Below are 14,471 nucleotides of genomic sequence, written 5' to 3'. Positions count from 1 at the left end.
ATCGTCACGCCGGGGCGTGGACGGTGATCCGCGCCCCGGGGCTGAACTTCTCCAGCAGCTCGGCCAGTTCGGCACCGGCGGCCTCGACGTCGGCCACCGGCATCGGCGCCAGACTCTCCAACAGGAAGACGGCGGAGGTCGTTTCCTCCGTGAGCCTGGTGCGCGGCCCCTGCCGCCAGTTCCAGCGACGGCACGTGACGCCGACCGCGTCCCGCCACACCACCTCGCCCGCGTCGGGATGCTCGACGGCCTCCTCGCCGCCCGCGACGGTCACGAACTCCTCGTCCCCGGCGGCTCGTTGGAGGGTCATCACACCCTGGATGCGGTCGGTGTCCTCACCGCCCACGGGGATCAAGTGGGCCACGCTGATGGCGTTGTAGAGATCGACCAGCACATTGATCCGGGGCAGCCCGGCATCCGAGAGCGCCCTCTTGGCCAGTGCCTCCGCCGAGTTGCGAGTGCGCGACGGCTTCGACCCGAACGCCGTGTACACCTCGCGCCAGGCCACCATGTGCGGATCCTCGTGCGGCGCCCGCCCGTCCAGCCGTACGGCGAGCCGGCGGGCCGCGTCGTCGAGGAGCGCCGAACTCGCTTCGGTACTGGGCCCGTTGACCAGTCCGGTCGCCTCGATCGCCACGTGGGTGAACCCGGGGGCGAGGGCGCGGACTTCGTCGGACACGGTCAGGGTGAGGGTCATGGGCTGCCTCAGAGTGCGGTCGGGAGCGTCTGCCACAGGCGCGACCGGTCGGGGGCGGCCTTGAGGGCGCTCAGCACGACCGGGTGCGGTTCAGCGTACAGGTCTGGATAGTCCAGCTCATTGAACTCAGGATCGGGCACGAAAGCCAACTGCTCACCGTCGAGTGAGAACCGCGCGTCCACGCCCGGCTTGTTGCCTCGCGGATCCTGCCGGTGCCAGGCCCCGTTGAACCGCACGGCGACCAGCCCGTGCACCACGTCGAACTTCTGGTAGCAGAGCGCCGTGGGAATGTCCTCGGCCCGCAGCAGCGCGGCCAGCGTGTGCGCCTTGGCGTAGCAGATTCCGGTGCCCTGCTCCAGGACGTCGGAGGCCCGCCAGGTCACGCGCGGATCGCCGGAGTCCTGCGAGTGGGGAATGTCGTCCCGCACGAACTCGAACGCGAGGCGTGCATAGCCATACGAGTCGGCGGCACTTCTGGCCAGCCGCGCGGCTGTCTCCCGTACGAGGGGATGCTCATGATCAATGGCCTCGTCAGCAGCCAAGTACGCAGACAGGTCAGGGGTGTTCTGGATCAGCTCCATGACCGCACAGCATAGGAAAGCGATCACCCGAGAGTCAATTACTTTTCAGGTGACCGCATATCTATGCACAACACAACACGACCCGACTCCGCGCCGACAGACCTAGCGGGCCATCTCCTCCTTGAGCGCGGCCAGGAACGCGTCCACGTCATCCTCGGTGGTGTCGAAACCGCACATCCAGCGGACGTCTCCGGCGGCCTCGTCCCAGAAGTAGAAGCGGAAGCGCTTCTGCAGGCGCTCGCTCACGTCGTGCGGGAGGCGGGCGAAGACGCCGTTGGCCTGCACCGGGTAGATGATCTCCACGCCGTGCACCGCGCGCACGCCCTCTGCGAGGCGCTGGGCCATCTCGTTGGCGTGGCGGGCGTTGCGCAGCCACAGGTCCTTGGCGAACAGCGCCTCCAACTGCACGGAGACGAAGCGCATCTTGGAGGCGAGCTGCATGGACAGCTTGCGCAGGTGCTTCATGTGGCTGACGGCGTCGTGGTTGATGACGACGACCGCCTCGCCGAAGATCGCACCGTTCTTCGTCCCGCCCAGGGAGAGGATGTCGACGCCGACCGCGTTGGTGAACGTCCGCATGGGGACGTCGAGTGAGGCCGCCGCGTTGGCCATCCGGGAGCCGTCGAGGTGGACCTTCATGCCGTGGGCGTGGGCGTGGTCGCAGATCGCGCGGATCTCGTCGGGTGTGTAGAGGGTGCCGAGTTCGGTGCTCTGGGTGATCGAGACGACCTGCGGCATCGCGCGGTGCTCGTCGTCCCAGCCGTAGGCCTGCTGGTCGATCAGTTCGGGGGTGAGCTTGCCGTCGGGGGTGGGGACCGTGAGGAGTTTCAGGCCGCCCATGCGTTCGGGGGCGCCGCCCTCGTCGACGTTGATGTGGGCGCTCTCGGCGCAGATGACCGCGCCCCAGCGGTCGGTGACCGCTTGGAGGGCGACGACGTTCGCGCCGGTGCCGTTGAAGACCGGGAAGGCCTCCGCCGTGGCGCCGAAGTGGCTGCGGATGATGCCCTGGAGGTTCTCCGTGTAGTCGTCCTCGCCGTAGGCCACCTGGTGGCCGCCGTTGGCGAGGGCGAGGGCGGCGAGCACCTCGGGGTGGGCGCCGGCGTAGTTGTCGCTGGCGAAGCCGCGGATCTCCGGGTCGTGGTGGCGACGGGCGTCGGTCTTCGGAGGGTTCACGGCTTCTCGGTCAGCCACAGACGGTTTCCGTTCACTTCGGTGGCGGGCTTGTCCCAGACTCCGGCGATGGCCTCGGCGAGGTCCTTGACGTCGGTGAAGCCCGCGAACTTCGCGTTGGGTCGCTCGGCGCGCATCGCGTCGTGCACGAGCGCCTTCACCACCATCACGGCGGCCGCGGAGCTGGGCCCGTCCTCGCCGCCCGCCTTGCGGTAGCCGTCGGCCATGGCGAGCGTCCAGGCCTCGGCGGCGGCCTTCGAGGCGGAGTACGCCGCGTTGCCGGCGGTGGGCTTGCTCGCGCCCGCCGCGCTGATCAGCAGATAGCGCCCGCGGTCGCTGCGCTCCAGGCCGTCGTAGAAGGCCAGGGAGGTGTGCTGGACCGTGCGGATGAGGAGCTTCTCCAGCAGGTCCCAGTCGGCGAGGTCGGTGTCCGTGAAGGACGCGCTGCCGCGCCAGCCGCCGACGAGGTGGACCAGGCCGTCGACGCGGCCGAAGTCCTTCTCGATGTGCTCGGCCCAGTCGCGGGTCGCCTGCGGGTCGAGCAGGTCGACGGTGTCTCCCACGACGGTGGCGCCGCCGTGCGCGTAGCGGGCCGCGTCCACGGCCTCCGCCAGGCGTTCGGGATGCGCGTCCGCGCCGACGACGGTCGCGCCGGCCTCGGCCAGCCGCAGCAGCACGGCCCGGCCCGCGGGCCCGCCCGCTCCGGCCACCGCGATCACCGCGCCGTTGAGCGCCCCGTTCCCCATGGTCCTCGCCTCCTGAGCCACTTCGGTCGTACGGTCGCTCACGCGGCGATCCGCTCGGCGTTCTCCGCCGTGATGCCCCGGGTCGACGCGATCACGTTCTTGAGCTTCTTGGAGAGTGCCTCATAGAACATGCTCAGCGGAAACTCGTCCGGAAGCACGTCATCCACGAGTTTCCGCGGCGGCAGGCTCAGGTCGAGGGCGTCCGGGCCCTTGGCCCAGCGGGAGCCCGGGTGCGGCGAGAGGTAGGTCGCGACCAGCTCGTAGGCCTTGAACCAGTGCACCAACTTGGGGCGGTCGATGCCCGCGCGGTAGAGGTCCTCGATCTCGGCGCACAGCTGGTTGGTGACCTCGGGGGCGCGCTGCCAGTCGATGTGCAGCTTGTTGTCGGTCCAGCGGACGACGTCGTGCTTGTGCAGGTAGGCGAAGAGGAGCTGGCCGCCGAGCCCGTCGTAGTTGCGGACGCGCTCGCCGGTGACCGGGAAGCGGAACATGCGGTCGCAGAGGACCGCGTACTGCACGTCACGAGCCTGCGGGACGCCATCGGCCTCCAGCTTCACGGCCTCCTTGAAGGCGGTGAGGTCGCAGCGCAGTTCTTCGAGGCCGTACATCCAGAACGGCTGGCGCTGCTTGATCATGAACGGGTCGAAGGGCAGGTCGCCGTGGCTGTGGGTGCGGTCGTGGACCATGTCCCAGAGCACGAAGGCCTCTTCGCAGCGCTTCTGGTCGTCGACCATCGTGGCGACGTCCTCGGGCAGTCGCATGCCCAGGATGTCGACGGCGGCCTCGGTCACCCGGCGGAAGCGGGCGGCCTCGCGGTCGCAGAAGATGCCGCCCCAGGAGAACCGTTCCGGCGCCTGCCGTACGGCGATGGTCTCCGGGAAGAGCACCGCCGAGTTGGTGTCGTAGCCGGAGGTGAAGTCCTCGAAGGTGATGCCGCAGAACAGCGGGTTGTCGTAGCGGGTCGCCTCCAGCTCGGCCAGCCAGTCGGGCCAGACCATGCGCAGGACGACCGCTTCGAGGTTGCGGTCCGGGTTGCCGTTCTGCGTGTACATCGGGAAGAGGACCAGGTGCTGGAGTCCGTCCCGGCGGTTCACGGCGGGCTGGAAGGCCAGCAGCGAGTCCAGGAAGTCGGGCACCTGGAAGCCGTCGTCGGCCCACTGCCCCAGATCCCTGACGAGCGCCGCGTGGTACGCGGCGTCGTGCGGGACCAGCGGGGAGAGCTCCTCGACGGCGCCCGTCACGCGGCGCACGGCGGACTCGGCCTCCGCGCAGCCCGGGGCGCCCTCGGCGTCGAAGTCGATCGAGCCGTCCTTCGACTGCCATGGCCGGATCCGCTCCACGGCGTCCTTGAGCACGGGCCATGCCGGATGCTCCACCACCCTGGTCACGGGAGGAAGCCGCTCCTCAAAACCCACCTGCACAAGAATTTCCGTCATGTCCCATCCTCCACGGGAGAACCTCGCGTATGGACACCGTATGCGTTCGGGGTTTCTCCTAGCAAGGCAAGGCTCCGCAAATTATCCTGCACCCCCCATCCGTCACCGCTCTTTTTCCTGCCGGACACAAAGAAGGCGATTACTTCCGCCGTGGCGGGGTAGGCGGGCCGGCGCCTGCCACGAAGGGTCACCGGGGGCCGGTTTCGGTCAACGGCCGCCGGACTCGCCCACGGCCGAGTGACGGCGCCGCGAAGTGCGCTCCAGGTACACCCCGGCCGTCGCCCCCAATCCCCCGCGTAAGCGCGGGTACATCGCCGGGCCCGGCCGTTAGGCTGCGGCTCTGCCGCGTGGACGCCGGTGTCCGGCCGCGCCCGCGCGCGCGTGCCGAGCCGCCGCGACGGAAGCGAGTTGAACCTTGAACTTCCTCACCATCGGTCACCGCGGAGTCATGGGTCTCGAACCCGAGAACACTCTCCGTTCCTTCGTCGCCGCCGAGCAGGCCGGCCTCGATGTCATCGAACTCGATCTGCATCTGAGCAGGGACGGCGCCCTCGTCGTCATGCACGACGCCGACGTGGACCGTACGACCGACGGGACCGGCCCGATCGCCGAGCGGACCCTCGGTGAGCTGCGCACCCTGGACGCGGGCCGCGGCGAGCGCGTGCCGGTCTTCGAAGAGGTACTGGACGCGGTCAGGTCGCCGGTCCAGGCCGAGATCAAGGACCTGGCGGCGGCGCGGGCGCTGGCCGAGGTCATGCACCGGCGGAACCTGGTCGAGCGGGTCGAGGTGTCCTCGTTCCACGACGAGGCGATCGCCGAGATCGCCCGCCTGGTGCCCGGCGTACGGACCGCGCTGATCGCCAGCCGCTTCGGCCCCGACGTGGTGGAACGCGCCACCGAGGCCGGTGCCGAGACGGTCTGCCTCAACATCCGCCGGCTGACCCTGGAGGTCGTCGAGGCGGCCCGCAAGGCGGACCTGAAGATCATCGGCTGGGTGGTGAACACACAGGACCAGCTGCGGCTCGTACGGGCCCTGGGGCTGGACGGCGCGACGACCGACTACCCGGAGATCAAACGCACGGGCCGCTTCACGGCATAGCGGGCCGAACGGCCGTGAGAACTAAGCGAGTTCCTTGACCAGCAGCTCGAACTGCAGGTCGTCGCGCTGCGGAATGCCGAACCGCTCGTCGCCGTACGGGAACGGGGTCATCCGGCCCGTACGGCGATAGCCGCGGCGCTCGTACCAGGCGATGAGGTCGTTCCGTACGGAGATCACGGTCATGTGCATCTCCCGCACGCCCCAGGTCTCCCGGACCGTGCGCTCCGCCTCCGCGATGATCACCTTGCCGAGACCGGCGCCCTGGAGCTGCGGGCTGACGGCGAACATCCCGAAGTAGGCGTGCGCGCCCCGGTGTTCGAGCTGGCAGCAGGCGACCACCCGGCCCTCGCGCTCGACGACGAGCAGCCGGCTGTCGGGCGACTTGATGACCGCCAGCACACCGTCGGGATCGGTCCGCTGCCCTTCGAGGATGTCCGCCTCCGTGGTCCAGCCCGCCCGGCTGTCGTCCCCCCGGTAGGCCGACTCGATCAACACGACCAGGGCGTCCGCATCGGCGTCGGTGGCGTCGCGGAAGGTCAGTCCGGTGGCGGCGGTGTCCATGGTGCACAACTCCGATCAAGGCGCGGCTCAGGCAGAGACGAGAGTAACGCGGCCCCGGAGACTAGGCTCCGGCCGCATGGTGCACGTACTGAGCAGCCGCATCCTGCTGCGCCCGACCGATCCCGAACGTTCCCGCGCCTTCTACGGCGAACGACTGGGCCTGCCCGTCTACCGGGAATTCGGCACGGGCGTAGAGCGCGGAACCGTCTATTTCCTCGGCGGCGGCTTCCTGGAGGTCTCGGGCCGCTCCGACACCCCGCCCTCCCCCGCCGTACAGCTGTGGCTACAGGTCGCGGACGCGGGGGCCGCGCACGAGGAGCTGCGGGCGAAGGGGGTCGAGATCGCAAGGCCTCCGGTACGGGAACCCTGGGGCCTGGTGGAGATGTGGACCGCGGATCCGGACGGGACACGCATCGTGCTGGTGGAGGTGCCGGCCGACCATCCCCTCAGGTACCGCCCGGGGATGTAGGTCTACGACGGCTGCGGCGCCCTCTCCGTGCCGGATGGCCGGGGTCGCGGCCCGGGCTTAGCGTGCTGGGAGGGGAGCTTTCCGCGGGAAGGAACGCCATGAAGCTCGACAGGCCGGTGACCGGCGGGCCCTGCTGGACCGAACTCGGGACCAGTGATCTGGAGGCGGCCAAGCGGTTCTACTCCGACGTGTTCGGCTGGCGCCCGGAGACCGATCCCCGGCCGGAGGCGGGCGGTTACACGGTCGCGCACATCGGGGACGCGGCGGTCGCCGCGCTGACACCGCTGTTCCAGGAGTCGCAGCCGGTGGCGTGGAACGTGTCGTTCGCGGTCGCGGACTCCGACGCCACGGCGGAGCAGGTACGGGCCGCGGGCGGAACCCTGCTGATGGAGCCGATCGACGTGTTCGACATCGGCCGCTTCGCGGTCGCCCTCGACCCGGGCGGCGCCGCGTTCCAGATGTGGCAGGCGCGGACCTTCCCGGGTGCCGGGCTGTTCAACGCGCCCGGCGCGCTGGGCTGGGTGGAACTGCTGACACGGGCGCCCGAGCGGGCCGAAAGTTTCTACACGACCGTGTTCGGCTGGACCGTCCGCCCCTCGGCGCACTACCCGCAATGGGGCATCGACGGCGCCGACTTCGGCGGCATGATGACGATGGACGCGAAGTTCCCGCCGGAGGTGCCGCCGCACTGGCTGCCGTACTTCTCGGTGGCCGACGTCGACGCCACCGCCGCAACGGCTACGGAAGCGGGCGGCACGGCCCTCATGGAGCCCACGTCCATCGCCGACGTGCGGCGGATCGCGGTGCTGCGGGATCCGCAGGGGGCGATGTTCGGGGTGTACGCGGCGGGCGACGAGGAGCACTGAGCCACCCACCCGCGTCCCGTCCTCAGGCCAGTCGCGTCACCGTCACCGTGTCGATCACCGGTGCGTACGCGGATCGTTGGCCGTACTGGTTCCTGGAGTGGCCGTCGTGGTCCGGGAGTTCGTCCGCCGTGAAGGTGAGGGTGTTGGTGCCCTCGGCGAGGGTGACGGGGACGGAGAGGTCGTGGAAGTTGTTGAAGTGGAAGGTGGTCGGGAACAACACACGTTGTGGGGCCGACCCGTTGATCGAGATATCGGCGTGGCGGCAGACCGGGTCCGGGTTGTAGTGGGTGGCCGGTGCCTGCTCGCCGTTGGAGTAGCGGATCGTCAGCGCGTGGCGGCCGGCCCGCTCCGCCGTCACGGTGAGCGCGAGCGCGTTCGCGGGGCCGCCGCCGATGCCGTCGACCGCCTTGCCGCCCGTGGCGAACGTGTGGGCGCCGGTGACCCGGGCGCTGCCGGTCGTGGTGCCTGCCTCGGCCGGGTGCGTCGAGGTGGGGAGGAGGTCCTGGGAAGGGCCTACTTGGAGGCGGTCCAGGACTAGTTGGTCCGAAGTGGCGGTGACGGTGACCTTGTTGATGCCCGACGCGAGGAACAGGGGAACAGGGGATCGTTGAACAATTCCCACGTTCTCCCCGTTGACCGTCAACTCGCCCTCCCCGGAGCCGATTCGATCGACGGTCACAGCCGCCTCCCCGTCCTCCGCCGCGTGCACCCAGAAGGTGGCGGTGCCACCCCGGGGCAGTACGGCGACACCGGGGCCCGACGCTCCGACCCGCCCGTAATCGACGCGAGCCCCACCACCCAGCACCGCGAACTCCGCGTCGTACAGCGCGGGCGCGGTCACCTGGTCGTCGCGCAGGGCGAGGTCGAGCCGGTCGACGACCGCGTCGCCCCGCGTGACGCCGAGGTCGTGGTCCTGCGCGGCGAGGGTGATCGTGTGCGCGCCGGCGGTCAGTTCGACCCGGGTGTCGGTGTGGCCCCACACCGCCCACTTGTAGCCGAGCGGCATCCGGAGTTCCTGCGGATGCCCGCCGTCGACCCGGAGGAAGACATTGGTGGGCCCCTGCTCCCGCACCGCGTCGGCCAGGTTGTACGAGTTGGCGAAGACACTCACGTCGTACGTCCCGTCCCGCGGGACCTCCACGGAGAAGACGAGCACGCCGTCGGAACCGGTGCGGAGTCCGCCCACGTGGTAGCCGGTCGAGCCCGCGAACTTGTCGACGTCGGACGGTGACCCCTCGGGCCCGTTCAGCGAGTGGCCGTCACCGATGTAGGCCGCGTCCTCCGCCTGGTACGAGCGCCGCCGGCCGACCGAAGGCGGCAGCGCTACGGCTCCGTTGCCGCCCGGGGACAGGATCACCTGGTACGCCGACATCGCCTCCAGGTCGGTCAGACGCAGCGTCACTTCGCCTTCCACGACGGGGAGTTCGTGGTCGGCGAGCCTCAACGGTTGCGCGGAGGCGCCGATTTGGCCGGTCCAGGGGATCTCAAGGAGCCGCACGTGGACGGTCGTACCGAAGACTTCGGGGTCGACGTGCTCGAAGACGACGTCCGCGGAGCCGCCCGCGCCGCCGAGCAGCACGCGCGCCTGCCGCTTGGCGCGGTCGAGCGCGGCGACGCCCTGGAGCGTGTACTGGGCGTTGGGGTGGGGTGCCGTGACCTGCACGGTGTGTCCCGTGAACTGCCCGTAGGCGTTGAACAACCACCACTGGCCGTTCCCCTTGTTGGCCTCCACGACCGAGTCGTTGAGGTTGCCGTCGATGTTCCAGTACGCCATGTCGGCGTCGACCTTGGACTCCTCGATCGCGGCGATCCACTGGACCATCTGGCCCGGGACGGACAAGTGGTAGTTGTGGGCGTACTCGTTGAGGTTGACGGGGAGCGGGCCGATCCCCAACTCCCGTTCCAGCGCACGGTACTTGGCGACGCTCGTGCGGATCTCGTCGGGCGAGGACAGCTCGTGCCAGGTGATGACGTCGGGCAGTACGCCCTCGGCCTTGGCGAACTCCAGGAAGCCCCTGATCTCGTCGTACAGGAGGCAGGTGTTGGGGCCGGCGATGCGGGCGCCCGGGTCGAGTTCCCTGATGAGGCGGTGGATGTCCCGCCAGGCGGTGAAGTAGGGGCCCGGTTCGGTGCGCCAGGAGACCTGGTCGTAGCTCCATTCCCCCGTGCCGAACATGTTGCCCTCGGGCTCGTTGAACGGGACGTACACGACATGGGACTTGTACGCGCCGAGCGTCAGCACCTGGTCGACCTGGCGGCGGACGCGGGTCGTGAAGTCGGCGAGGCGTTCGGCTCCGGTGTCGCCGGGCCACTCGTAGGGGAAGCCGCGGTAGACGTCGGTCATGTAGACGTAGACGTCCTGGCCGCCCGCCTCGACGAAGGGGCGCAGGATCTCCAGGGCGTCGGCGCCCGGGTGCTGGGTGCCGTCCTGGGCCTTGGTGGAGACCGTGCGGACGTACATGCCCTCGACGGCGTTGCGGCTGGGGACGCCGTCGCCGTACAGGCCGTAGAGCGTGCCGCTCGCGCCTCCGTGGAAGGGGCCCGTGTCGGTGCCGAGGTCGACGGTGAGCGTCTCGGGGGTGGAGGCTGCGGCTGCCACGGCATCAATCCCTTGTTCGACATGTCGTACGTCAGTCGGCGTCCCGAACCGGCTTGATCGAACGTAGGGAGATCACGCGACTCGCGTCAACGGTCCGTCGGCGCCCGCGTGCGGCGGCTCAGACCCGCAGCATGCCCAGTCGGCCTTCCAGCTGGGCCAGCAACTCGCCGAGCAGGGAGGCGAGTTCGCCCTGTCCGGGGGTGTCCAGGCCGGCGAGCACGGTCGTCTCGTAGGCGAGCTGCTCGGGCAGGATCGCGTCCACGAGGTCGCGGCCGGTGTCCGTGAGGCGGACGTGGGCGACGCGCCGGTCCCGGGTGTCGCCGCGGCGCTCGACCAGCCCGCGTTCGGTCAGCAGCTTGAGGCGCTTGGTGACGGCGGCGCCCGAGGAGAAGGTCTCCCGGGTCAGCTCGCTCGGCGTCAACTCGTGCCCGGTACGGCGGAGCGCGCCGAGCAGGTCGAACTCGGGGCGGCTGAGCCCGGCCCGGCGCAGCGGCGCGTCCTCGGCCTGCTGAAGCAGGGCGGCGCACCGGTTGATCCGGCCGATGATCTCCATCGGGCCGGTGTCGAGGTCGGGGTGCACGGCCTGCCACTGCCCGACGACGGCGGCGACGGTGTCGCGCCGGGTCGCACTCGCAGGGGTCGGGCGGGCCGCGTCGTGCCCGTCAACCGGCCGTCCATTCATTGCCGTCATCCCCGTACGCCCTCCGTCTTTCCGCCCGTGCGCCGATCCCCGGTCGGCCAGGAGTGCGACTCCCGGCGTCGTACCGTCGCGGCGAGCGTACGGTGTCCGGACTGTTCGGCGAGCACGACCCGCTCCTGCGGCAGGGCGCGCTGCCACCACTCGCCCGACGCGGCATCGACGGTGGCCCGGAGTTCGACGAGCGCGGCGGCGAGCGCGCGGTGCGCGGAATCCAGGCTCCCGCGCGCGGGAGCCTGCTCGGCCAGCCGTCGCGCGGCCCGTTCCCGGGCCCGTTCCACCGCGCTCAGCGCCTCCTCGATGCGGTCGGTCGCGCGCCGGTTGGTGACGACGGCCGCGGCGACGAGGCCGACCAGCGCGCCGACAAGGGTGTCGACGACCCGCTCGGCGATCAGCTCCCCGGGCTGCTGCGTCCGCGCGAACTCCGTGATGAGCAGCGCCATCGGGGTCACACACACGCTGCCGAGCCAGTAGTTGCGGCCGATCAGCGCCTCGGCCCCGAAGTTGAAGGCGAGGCAGCAGAGAACGAGGGCCGCCGGGTGAGCGTGGGCGAGCGGGGCGACTACGGCGAAGACGAGCACCCCGGCGAGGTTGCCGACGACCCGCTGCACGCCCCGTCCCCAGGTGAGCGTGATGTTGGCCTGGTAGAGGGACGCAGCGGTGACGAGCGCCCAGTAGGGGCGGCCGACACCGAGGGCGAGGGACACGTATCCGGCGAGCGCACAGCCGAGCGCCGTACGCAGCACGAGGGGGGCCGGAGGACCGAGCCTGGTCCACAACGGGCTTACGGGGGCGGCCAGTTCGGCGTCCACTCCGAGTAGTTCGTCTACGGCGCCTTCCGGGACGTCGGTCTGCGGGACCGGTCCCCTGCCGCGCAGTTCGCGGGCCCAGGTGCGCAGCCGCTCCGGGTCGGCGTCGGCGGGCGCGGCGAGGGCGACCTCGGCACGGACGAGGAGGCGTTCGAGAGCGCGTCGAGGTGGGGTGCGGGTGCCGGTGGCGAGGAGGGACTGCCAGGCGGCGTGGACGGCGGCCGCTGCGGCGGCACGCGCGCGTGCGTCACCGTCTCCGGTGCCGTGTGCGGCGGCGTACGTCGCGGTGGCGTTCAGCGCCTGGGCGGTGGCGCGGCGCTCCGGGCCGTAGGGGCGGGCGAGCGCGGGGGCCATGCCGACGAGCCATGCCCAGGCGCCCGCGGCGGCGGCCAGCGCGAGGTGGCCGGGGACCTGGCCGAGCGTCTGCGGGGCGAAGAGCGAGGCGGAGCTGATGAAGGTGAGGACCACGTTGCCGGGCGGGCCGATCCGGGTCGCGTCGCACAGCCCCTTCTGTACGGCGGCCAGGGCGGCGCCGACCGTGACCAGCACGACGGCGTTGGTGGTGAGGGAAGCCGTGACGAGCGCGACGGCCAGGCCGGCGATCATGCCGAGCACCACCCAGAGCAGGGCGCGGGCCCGGGCGGCGTACGGCTTGTTGTGGGCGTAGAGCGCGCACAAGGAGCCGGCCATCGTGTACATCGCCAGGTCGAGGCGGCCGAGGGCCAGCAGCGTCAGGTTGGGCGGGGCGACCGAGGCGACCGCGCTGAGCGCGGGCTTGAACCAGATGTCGGACGGCCGGCCGAGGCGCAGCACGCCGGTGAGCGGGAGACGTCGGACGCGCGGGGTGGGGGCGGGGGTCGCACTGCTCATGGGAAACAAGTTTAGCAGGTGTTTTACTCGTGAAAGAGTTCTGTCGAGCACGCGTGCGGGGCGCCACTGACCTGCCGCGCTCCGTCGAGTGCTCCCCGTGTACACCGTTGCGCTTGATTGCGCCCCGTGCGGCACGGGCATCCTGTGACCGAACGTCGACGGAGAGCGATATCCGGGGCGGAACGGGGGATGCGCGTGCATGGTGGACCGGCTTCGCCCGGCTGGCTGTTGGTCGCGCTGTGCGCGGCGACCGGGGCCTACTGCCTGCTGCGGATGCGCAGCCCCGTCGAGGAGCAGCGCCGGGCCGCGGGCGGCGAGGCGCTGATGGGCTTCGGCATGGCGGCGATGGCCGTACCCGCCGCGGTGTTCACACCACCCTCCTGGGCGTGGCCCGCCTACGCGGCGGTGTTCGGCGCGGCGGCGCTGCGTGCCCTGTGGTCGGCGCGCAGGAGCCCGCACCACGTGCACCACCTGCTGGGCACCGCGGCCATGGTCTACATGGCGCTCGCGATGGCCGCCTCGCCCGTGCACCACCACGAGCACGGCGACTCCGGAGTCCCGCTCGTGACAGGCGCGTTGCTCCTCTACTTCGTGGGATACGTGCTGCTGTCGGGCGTCCGGCTGGTACCCGTCGCCGGAGCGGTCACCGGCACGGGGGGCGGTGGCGGGAGCGTCGGTTGGGGCGACCGGCCGGAGCTGGCGCGGGCATGCCGGCTGTCGATGGGGATCGGCATGGTCGCGATGCTGCTGACGCTCTAGGCGGGACCGGTGCGGTGGTACGAGATCGTGGTCTGCGTCACTTTGCCGTGACAAGCCGTACCCCTGATCACCGCGGCGCTCATAGGGTGCTCCCATGATGGTCCCCGCGGCACTGTTGCTGCTCGGCGCCTTGGCCGCCGTTGTCGCCCCACGGCTGCTCGCCCGGGCCGCCTGGCCGGACCATGAACCGGTGCTCGCGCTGTGGGTGTGGCAGTGCGTGGTGGCGGCCGTACTCCTGTGCTGCGCCCTGTCGATGACGCTCAGCGCCGCCGCCGCGTGGCAGGCGGTGCGCGGGCACGTGTTCGCCAACGCCCCGCACGCGGTCGTGGACGCCTATCCCCTTGTGACGACCGGGCCTTGGGCCGCGACAACCGCGGTGACCCTCGCGTGCGGTGGTGCGTGGACCGCGGCGATGTTGGTCCGTGAGGTCGTACGGGCCCGGGCGCGACGTCGGCTGCGTCGGGCCGAACTCCTCGTGCGCGCACCGGTGTTGCCCGGCGAGGAGCCTGGTGCCGAGCCGCTGGTCATCCTGGAGGGAGAGCGGCCGGACGCGTGGTGGATGGCCGGCGCCGCGCCCCAACTGGTCATCACCACCGCTGCGTTGAGACGCCTCAAGGGGCGGCAACTGGACTCGCTGCTCGCGCACGAGCAGGGGCACGCGCAGGCCCGGCACGACTGGTTGCTGCACTGCTCGGGCGCGCTCGCGAACGGGTTTCCTCAGGTGCCGGTGTTCGCCGCGTTCCGGGACGAGATGCACCGGCTGGTCGAACTCGCCGCCGACGACATGGCCTCCCGCCGTTTCGGCCGTCTCACGACCGCCCTCGCCCTGGTCGAACTCAACGAGGACCGCGGGGTGTTCGGCCCGTGCCCCACTCCGCACGCCCATGTCCCGCACCGGGTGAACCGGCTCCTCACTCCCCCGGACCGCCTCACCGTGATGCGCCGCCTGGGCTGGACCGCGACGGCGGCACTGGTGCCGGTGGTTCCGGTACTGGTGGCGTTCGTGCCGGGGTTGCGGGCGCTGGGCTGAGGAGAACAGGGGAGGAGCCGACGGGGATGTGCTCCCCCGGCGCGGTTGGCTCCGCCCACCGCGTAGTCGGCGAGGATCGTTC

At 70.9% G+C, this 14,471-nt stretch carries 14 protein-coding genes; 5 read left to right on the top strand and 9 right to left on the bottom strand.

The window, feature by feature from the left end:
• Positions 1 to 4: 4 nt before the first annotated feature.
• The 5 genes from OG226_RS42985 to OG226_RS42965 form a co-directional block, all read right to left on the bottom strand.
• Positions 5 to 697, bottom strand: coding sequence for a B3/B4 domain-containing protein (locus OG226_RS42985; protein ID WP_329352122.1), 693 nt, complete (start codon positions 695 to 697; stop codon positions 5 to 7).
• 8 nt (positions 698 to 705) lie between these two features.
• Entirely contained in the window at positions 706 to 1,278 is a 573-nt protein-coding gene (locus OG226_RS42980; protein WP_328684976.1) for a transglutaminase-like domain-containing protein, read from the bottom strand.
• 102 nt (positions 1,279 to 1,380) lie between these two features.
• Positions 1,381 to 2,451, bottom strand: a complete 1,071-nt coding sequence (locus tag OG226_RS42975) for a threonine aldolase family protein (protein WP_328684975.1) — start codon at positions 2,449 to 2,451, stop codon at positions 1,381 to 1,383.
• Complete coding sequence (locus OG226_RS42970; RefSeq protein WP_329353693.1) at positions 2,448 to 3,194, bottom strand: SDR family oxidoreductase; 747 nt, start codon at positions 3,192 to 3,194, stop codon at positions 2,448 to 2,450. The genes OG226_RS42975 and OG226_RS42970 overlap by 4 nt, the downstream gene beginning before the upstream one ends.
• 38 nt (positions 3,195 to 3,232) lie before the next feature.
• Complete coding sequence (locus tag OG226_RS42965) at positions 3,233 to 4,630, bottom strand: DUF6421 family protein (protein WP_328684974.1); 1,398 nt, start codon at positions 4,628 to 4,630, stop codon at positions 3,233 to 3,235.
• 415 nt (positions 4,631 to 5,045) lie between these two features.
• Between OG226_RS42965 and OG226_RS42960 the strand changes: the two genes are divergently transcribed.
• Positions 5,046 to 5,729, top strand: a complete 684-nt coding sequence (locus OG226_RS42960; protein ID WP_328684973.1) for a glycerophosphodiester phosphodiesterase — start codon at positions 5,046 to 5,048, stop codon at positions 5,727 to 5,729.
• 21 nt (positions 5,730 to 5,750) lie between these two features.
• On the opposite strand, the gene OG226_RS42955 is transcribed toward OG226_RS42960, so the two are convergent.
• Positions 5,751 to 6,290, bottom strand: a complete 540-nt coding sequence (locus tag OG226_RS42955; protein ID WP_328684972.1) for a GNAT family N-acetyltransferase — start codon at positions 6,288 to 6,290, stop codon at positions 5,751 to 5,753.
• Positions 6,291 to 6,366: 76 nt separating this feature from the next.
• On the opposite strand from OG226_RS42955, the gene OG226_RS42950 reads away from it, so the two are divergent.
• Together OG226_RS42950 and OG226_RS42945 are read left to right on the top strand one after the other, a co-directional pair.
• Complete coding sequence (locus OG226_RS42950; protein ID WP_328684971.1) at positions 6,367 to 6,759, top strand: VOC family protein; 393 nt, start codon at positions 6,367 to 6,369, stop codon at positions 6,757 to 6,759.
• A gap of 98 nt (positions 6,760 to 6,857) precedes the next feature.
• Positions 6,858 to 7,625 (top strand): VOC family protein, encoded by a 768-nt coding sequence (locus OG226_RS42945; protein WP_329352121.1) that lies wholly within the window; start codon positions 6,858 to 6,860, stop codon positions 7,623 to 7,625.
• A 22-nt stretch (positions 7,626 to 7,647) separates the two neighbouring features.
• Here the strand turns inward: OG226_RS42945 and OG226_RS42940 are convergent, their stop codons facing one another.
• The 3 genes from OG226_RS42940 to OG226_RS42930 all read right to left on the bottom strand — a co-directional run bounded on the left by OG226_RS42940 (position 7,648) and on the right by OG226_RS42930 (position 12,600).
• Complete coding sequence (locus OG226_RS42940) at positions 7,648 to 10,224, bottom strand: cellulosome protein (RefSeq protein ID WP_329352120.1); 2,577 nt, start codon at positions 10,222 to 10,224, stop codon at positions 7,648 to 7,650.
• 118 nt (positions 10,225 to 10,342) lie between these two features.
• A complete protein-coding gene (locus OG226_RS42935) occupies positions 10,343 to 10,915 on the bottom strand; it encodes a MarR family winged helix-turn-helix transcriptional regulator (RefSeq protein ID WP_443044877.1) in 573 nt (190 codons plus the stop codon).
• Positions 10,912 to 12,600 carry an FUSC family protein gene (locus OG226_RS42930; RefSeq protein ID WP_329352119.1) on the bottom strand — a complete coding sequence of 563 codons (1,689 nt, stop codon included), beginning with the start codon at positions 12,598 to 12,600 and terminating at the stop codon, positions 10,912 to 10,914. Before OG226_RS42930 ends, OG226_RS42935 begins: the two co-directional genes overlap by 4 nt.
• A 189-nt stretch (positions 12,601 to 12,789) precedes the next feature.
• Here OG226_RS42930 and OG226_RS42925 point away from each other — a divergent pair, with 189 nt between their 5' ends.
• Both OG226_RS42925 and OG226_RS42920 read left to right on the top strand, forming a co-directional pair.
• Positions 12,790 to 13,359, top strand: a complete 570-nt coding sequence (locus OG226_RS42925) for a DUF5134 domain-containing protein (protein WP_443066953.1) — start codon at positions 12,790 to 12,792, stop codon at positions 13,357 to 13,359.
• Positions 13,360 to 13,453: 94 nt separating this feature from the next.
• Positions 13,454 to 14,389 carry a M56 family metallopeptidase gene (locus tag OG226_RS42920; RefSeq protein ID WP_328684967.1) on the top strand — a complete coding sequence of 312 codons (936 nt, stop codon included), beginning with the start codon at positions 13,454 to 13,456 and terminating at the stop codon, positions 14,387 to 14,389.
• The last annotated feature ends 82 nt before the right edge of the window (positions 14,390 to 14,471 follow it).

Source organism: Streptomyces sp. NBC_01261 (assembly GCF_036226385.1).
Classification (GTDB): domain Bacteria; phylum Actinomycetota; class Actinomycetes; order Streptomycetales; family Streptomycetaceae; genus Streptomyces.
The sequence above is the reverse complement of the archived record's forward strand: the minus strand, read 5'-3'. Positions and strand labels throughout refer to the sequence as shown.

Excerpts from the sequence above, each read along its gene's own strand:
- OG226_RS42950 (WP_328684971.1), top strand. The coding sequence starts at position 6,367 with ATGGTGCACGTACTGAGCAGCCGCATCCTGCTGCGCCCGACCGATCCC.
- OG226_RS42935 (WP_443044877.1), bottom strand. The coding sequence starts at position 10,915 with ATGACGGCAATGAATGGACGGCCGGTTGACGGGCACGACGCGGCCCGC.
- OG226_RS42945 (WP_329352121.1), top strand. The coding sequence starts at position 6,858 with ATGAAGCTCGACAGGCCGGTGACCGGCGGGCCCTGCTGGACCGAACTC.
- OG226_RS42920 (WP_328684967.1), top strand. The coding sequence starts at position 13,454 with ATGATGGTCCCCGCGGCACTGTTGCTGCTCGGCGCCTTGGCCGCCGTT.
- OG226_RS42930 (WP_329352119.1), bottom strand. The coding sequence starts at position 12,600 with ATGAGCAGTGCGACCCCCGCCCCCACCCCGCGCGTCCGACGTCTCCCG.
- OG226_RS42970 (WP_329353693.1), bottom strand. The coding sequence starts at position 3,194 with ATGGGGAACGGGGCGCTCAACGGCGCGGTGATCGCGGTGGCCGGAGCG.
- OG226_RS42925 (WP_443066953.1), top strand. The coding sequence starts at position 12,790 with ATGCGCGTGCATGGTGGACCGGCTTCGCCCGGCTGGCTGTTGGTCGCG.
- OG226_RS42955 (WP_328684972.1), bottom strand. The coding sequence starts at position 6,290 with ATGGACACCGCCGCCACCGGACTGACCTTCCGCGACGCCACCGACGCC.
- OG226_RS42985 (WP_329352122.1), bottom strand. The coding sequence starts at position 697 with ATGACCCTCACCCTGACCGTGTCCGACGAAGTCCGCGCCCTCGCCCCC.
- OG226_RS42980 (WP_328684976.1), bottom strand. The coding sequence starts at position 1,278 with ATGGAGCTGATCCAGAACACCCCTGACCTGTCTGCGTACTTGGCTGCT.
- OG226_RS42965 (WP_328684974.1), bottom strand. The coding sequence starts at position 4,630 with ATGACGGAAATTCTTGTGCAGGTGGGTTTTGAGGAGCGGCTTCCTCCC.